Annotated in this window: 4 protein-coding genes; all 4 read left to right on the top strand. The window is 58.9% G+C overall.

The window, feature by feature from the left end; genetic code table 11:
- Positions 1–390 precede the first annotated feature (390 nt).
- The gene (locus tag HQL52_19875; protein ID MBF0371702.1) at positions 391–690 is read left to right on the top strand and encodes a hypothetical protein; all 300 of its coding nucleotides are present in this window, start codon (positions 391–393) and stop codon (positions 688–690) included.
- A gap of 116 nt (positions 691–806) precedes the next feature.
- Positions 807–2,366 (top strand): trypsin-like peptidase domain-containing protein, encoded by a 1,560-nt coding sequence (locus tag HQL52_19870; GenBank protein MBF0371701.1) that lies wholly within the window; start codon positions 807–809, stop codon positions 2,364–2,366.
- A 79-nt stretch (positions 2,367–2,445) separates the two neighbouring features.
- On the top strand, positions 2,446–3,357 hold the full coding sequence (locus tag HQL52_19865) for an AAA family ATPase (protein ID MBF0371700.1): 912 nt from the start codon (positions 2,446–2,448) through the stop codon (positions 3,355–3,357).
- Positions 3,354–5,114 (top strand): hypothetical protein (locus HQL52_19860; GenBank protein MBF0371699.1); only part of this gene is annotated, 1,761 nt, incomplete at its 3' end. The genes HQL52_19865 and HQL52_19860, both read left to right, overlap by 4 nt.

The following is a 5,114-nucleotide window of genomic DNA, read 5'->3' as shown; positions in this document are numbered from 1 at the left end:
ACTTTTCTACAGATTCTGAGTGTCACCATTTTCGAGAAAACGTCGTTTTTACAAATGGTTGAAGACAATGAAGAAGGCATGCAACTCGACAACCATTGCAACCAATTGAAATTATTCGATTTTTAACAAGACACTAGTGGTTTTTCATGAAAAGTAGATGCTGGCAGTCATGTTGATTGATGAATTGTTTTTTGTTTAGCGTCAGGCCTGGGTGTTTCGTCGGGAGAGAGTATGGAAACTGGAGGTGGCTTGAGGAAAGAATGAGAACTATGGTAAATATTGTTTGCATTCTATCGATATAGAGGGTTTTTGCTTCTTGCATCTATAAACAATTCTTATCGGTAGTGGTGCTAAAATGAATGAGCCTGAAGAGCCCTGGAGGAGGAAAACATGGAAAAGATCGCGTTGCCGGATATGATCAGTCATCTGAGGAAAAACTTGCAGCAGGCCCAGGAGGAGGGGCGCGACAAAGATTTGCGCTTTGCGGTCGAGGAGGTGGAGCTGGAACTGCAAGTCACCATGACCGATGAGACGAAGGCTGGCGGTGGCGTCAAATTTTGGGTCTACAACGCCAATCTCGAAGCAAAGGCAGCCTCCCAGGCGGTCCAGAGGATCAAGCTCAAATTGGCCCCCGTGAAATCGGATGGGGAGACGCCGGTTCAGGTCGCACACCGCCGCAAAATCGACTAGCCTTTTGTCATGGTCGAAATGATGACCATGTGAAGCGTGGAGCGGAAATTCACATCAATAATTCCCGGATCAATCTGAAACGTCCCTGAACTCTAAAGGGGCCTGGGGGAGGGACCATGAAGACCATTAAGGAGGGTGTCGTCGCTGTTGTGGTACCGACGACAAACGCGGAAGGGATTCCTGTCGTCGGTACGGGCTGTTCGGTTTCCGACGACCTTGTGCTGACGGCGCGGCACGTGGTGTTCCCGTCGGATCGGGATCTTGACAAGCCCATTCGCATCTATTGGAATGCCGGCCATGGAACATCCCCCGAAGACCGCGACCGCGTGGAGCTGGCCCTGGACTGCATCGCCTGGGATGGAGAAGAGGCCGGGCTCGGCGCTGTCCTGCTCAAATCTCCTCGTCCCAAGCACGTGAGGGGGGTGCCCACAGCCCGTTTTGCCTCGATTAAGCCTTCCCGGGAGTGCCGATGGCAAGGTCGGGGTTACCCGGCGGCGGCGACACCGAGTGGTTCTCTGGCACCAACTGATTTCAACGGCATTTTTCTCCCGCCAATCAAACGCGACCATTTCTTTCAGGTAACTGTGGACGCCCCTCCGAGCAGTGAGCAGAACTGGCAGGGGGCTTCGGGCATGGCGATTGTCTCCGATGAAGGTATGATCCTCGGCCTCGCCTACGAGGTTCCCCACAACTTCGGGGCCGAGCGCGCCCACGTGGTTCCAGCCTGGCGGTTGTTTGAAGATGATGGTTTCAAGGAGTGCCTTGGGTCGGATAAGATCGATTATGAGGCTTTCCGCGCAGACATGCAGGAAAAGATCGCCCAGATTTTGCAGGACTGTGAGCCTGTCGACAAGAAACTGGCAGATCGTTACAAGGTAACCAACAAGTCAGACAAAGAAGAGCGCACACGGGAAACAGCGGCGCGTATCGTGGATTCCGATCCGGAAGAGCTGCTCAACCACCTCTATCAGATCAAGTACAAGGAGCCCGGCATGCATGATACCGGAGCCGAGGCGCTGTCCGCCGTCATGCATGCCGCCCTGCCCATCCTTGATGATCTTTACGTGCACGATGTGGCGCAGCTCATCTCCAGAGGAATGTCGTTTGCCGTCGTCGAACTAAATGTCGCCATGAGGACGGTGGCGGAAATCGCCATGGCGAGGTTTGAGGGCAAGATCGCTCGTTTTGCGACTGTTGGAGCCGAAGAGGCAGATGTACCAGGGGAGCTTGCCTTGGCCAAACCGCCGACCCCGGGCCGGGACAGCACTGGAGCACAGGTGCAACGGGATATCACTGCATCTCTGGCGGCTCTTCTTGAGACCAACCCGGCAGAAGCCGACTTTGAAAAAAAGTTTCGCGACTACCTCGACGAAATCCACATCACCGGGGAAATGCGGTCGAGAATTCCAGAAGACGACCTGACAGCACGCATCCATTACATCAATAAGCGTCTGAAGGTGAAGCTGAGAAACGAAGAGCGTAGGTATTATTATGCCGCGATTATACCCAACGCAGAGCCGCAACGCAGCGCCAGCCTTGAGGTGTTGGAGTCTCTCAGGAATACCTTTCCCGACATCGTGTTCCTGGCGCTGGCCCCCGACCCCTTCAGGCCGGGTGACGAGATGGAGCGTTATGGAAACGTTGCCGACCTCTGCCGGGATGATAAAGGAGAATGATACCATGACCTTTCTTTCCATTAATCCCGGGCATACGACCAAGCTACCGTTGCCGGGGACCACGCATCAGGCGGCGCACGTGTTCGAAAAACGGCAGATCGATGCCATCAATGCTGCTCTAGGCGCCAGGCGGCCACTGTTGGTGCGGGGTGAGCCGGGCATCGGCAAGAGCCAGCTGGCGCGAGCGGCAGCCAAGGTGCTGGGATGGGCCTACCTGCCGTTCGTCGCCGATGCGCGGACCGAATCACGCGACCTGTTGTGGCATTTCGACGCCGTGGCCCGGTTGGCCGATGCCCAGGCGCAACAAGGAGAGCCTGATGGTGAGAATAAAGAGCAAACGCTGCCCATTGGCAAATACCTGACGCCGGGCGTGTTGTGGTGGGCTTTCAATTGGCAGGATGCAAAGGATCAAGCCGAAAAAGCCACAGTCCCGATTCCGTCCCAACACGACCAGGGGAGCAACGATAAAGGGTGTGTGGTGCTGATCGATGAGATCGACAAGGCGGATTCCGACGTGCCCAACGGTCTGTTGGAAGCGCTGGGAATCGGTCAGTTTCCGGTGCGGGACCGCAACGAGCCGGTTCGGATCGGCGACAAGCCTCTGCTTGTTGTGATCACCACCAACGAGGAGAGGACCCTGCCTGACGCCTTTATTCGCCGCTGTCTGGTGCTCCACCTGGCTCTTTCCACCGACGAGCAGGAGGCCAAACGCCATTTCATGACGGTGGGAAAGGCCCATTTCGGCGATGCCTTTGCTGATGAGATGCTCCAACAGGCGGCGGAACTGGTCGCCGAAGAACGGAGTAAGGCTGCTCAGCGCCATTGGCGACCGTTGCCGGGTCAGGCGGAATACCTCGACCTTTTGCGCAGCATCGAAGCCCAGGCCGGGAAGGATCGCGACAGGCAGCAGAGCCTGCTTGAAACCGTGGCTGAATACATTCTTGCCAAGGATCCGGCGGCGGCTCGCCGGTGGTCGGAGTCCCAGAAGTGAGCAGGTTTGCGTTGATTGGCCGCGCCGACCTGGTACGGCTTGTTGGCTCGCAAGGCGAGGAGCGTACCCGGGATCTGGCCCGTCAGTTCGGTTACGAGCCGGTGGCAAAAAAAACACCCAAGCCGGAAAAACCATCGCCCCTGAAGCAGGGGGAGGGCAAACCCGTCGTTGCGTCTGCTCCGGAAATCATGACCGGGCCGCCGGTTCCGGCTGGGTTCTGGCTGGCCGAAACCTGTACACCCATCCCAGGTCCACACAAGGATAAGAGCAAGAGGCGGCGAGACGATGCCGGGAGCCGGTCCACGACCTATCCCGGTTGGCATCAGCGACCGGTCGCCGCACCGTCGTTCAAGCCCTTGTCGCCGTGGCGCGATCTGATCGTCCGCCTGCGCCACGCCCTGGGCTCTGTCGAAAACGGGCGCTCCATCGACATCGACCAGGCCGTTGCCCGCATCAGCGAAGGGGAGGTGCTCGAACATTTTCCCCGCACTTCACTCTTCCGTTGGTGTGGCCGGGTCCAGGTCATTTTCGACCGCAGCCTACGTCTGATCCCCTATTTCGACGACCAGCACTACATCGCCGCCCACATCCGTCGCCTGGTTGCAGATTCCGATTTTTGGCCCGCCGTGATGCGTGATGGGGGCCGAGCGCCCAGATCTTTTGCCATCAATGGCGACGAGATTGACCATCAGTGGCCCCCCCCTGGAACCCCGGTCCTGGTGATGGGCGATCTGGGCTGTCTCACGGGGGCGGCGGGAGTGCGCCGGTTTTGGCTTGAGTTCGGGCGTCGTTTGCGTTCCACCGGCTGCCGACCCGTCGCCCTGTTTCCGGCTGATCCGGGCCGCTGCCCACCGGAACTGGCGGCGGTTTGGACTCTGGTGCCGTGGGAGCGGCCCCGTTTGTCGGTTGTGCAGGAGGCCGATGAGGAGGAACCGGCGACCCGGTTGCTGCGGCTGGTTTCGTCTGCCTCGCGCATTGAGCCTGGTTTACTGCGTGCCGTGCGCCGTTTGATGCCGGAGGGGGTGTTTGATGCCGGTGTGGAGGCCGAAGTCTGGCAGCATCCCTGGCTGGAAAGCGCATCGCCGGCTGGTGCGACCATCCACGCCAAGCATCAGGCGGTCTTGCGTCAGGCGTTCGTTGACCAGACGCCGGTATGCCTCCGCCGGGAAGTGGTGCGGACCATCCGGAGTTGGCGCGCCGGATTGCCCGAGGAGATCTGGTTCAGGGAACTGCTGAGCCTGGATCCGGAATCCCAAGCCGGGGTCCCGACCGATGACCTGGAGGACGCCCGCCAATATGAACGGGCTTTCTGCGCCGAACTGGATGGTGTCGGACCTTCGGCCCAGCGTGGCCTCGACCTGGCGTGGCAGGAGTGGAGCGCGGCTGTGGCAACCCGGTATTTTTGGGATGATCACGAGGTTGGATCACTGCTGGTTCAGTTGAACCATCGATTGAACCGGGACCAGTCCGGCTACCGTCTGCCGCCGGGCGTTACACCGGACCGGATCGAGGCCGATTCCGAGGCCACTCTTTTCGAGGCCACGCTGACCCAGGTCGGGGGGAGCCTGTTCCTGGGCGAAACACCGAAGGATTCGAATGGTTTTTCCCTGGCGCGGCTATGGTCCCTGAACGGTCTGGTGACTGTCGTGGCAGATGAGGAGGAAGTGCCAAACGACCCGGCCTTCTGGAAATCCGGCGCGCCACCGCCGTGGGCTGAGGCGTGGGGGCGGGATGATGATGGGGCGTGGGTGACGTTT

The sequence above is a fragment of the Magnetococcales bacterium genome (genome assembly GCA_015232395.1).
Taxonomy (GTDB): domain Bacteria; phylum Pseudomonadota; class Magnetococcia; order Magnetococcales; family JADFZT01; genus JADFZT01.
Note: the sequence above shows the minus strand (reverse complement) of the source record. Positions and strands in the feature narration are given on the sequence as shown.

Excerpts from the sequence above, each read along its gene's own strand:
- HQL52_19875 (MBF0371702.1), top strand. The coding sequence starts at position 391 with ATGGAAAAGATCGCGTTGCCGGATATGATCAGTCATCTGAGGAAAAAC.
- HQL52_19870 (MBF0371701.1), top strand. The coding sequence starts at position 807 with ATGAAGACCATTAAGGAGGGTGTCGTCGCTGTTGTGGTACCGACGACA.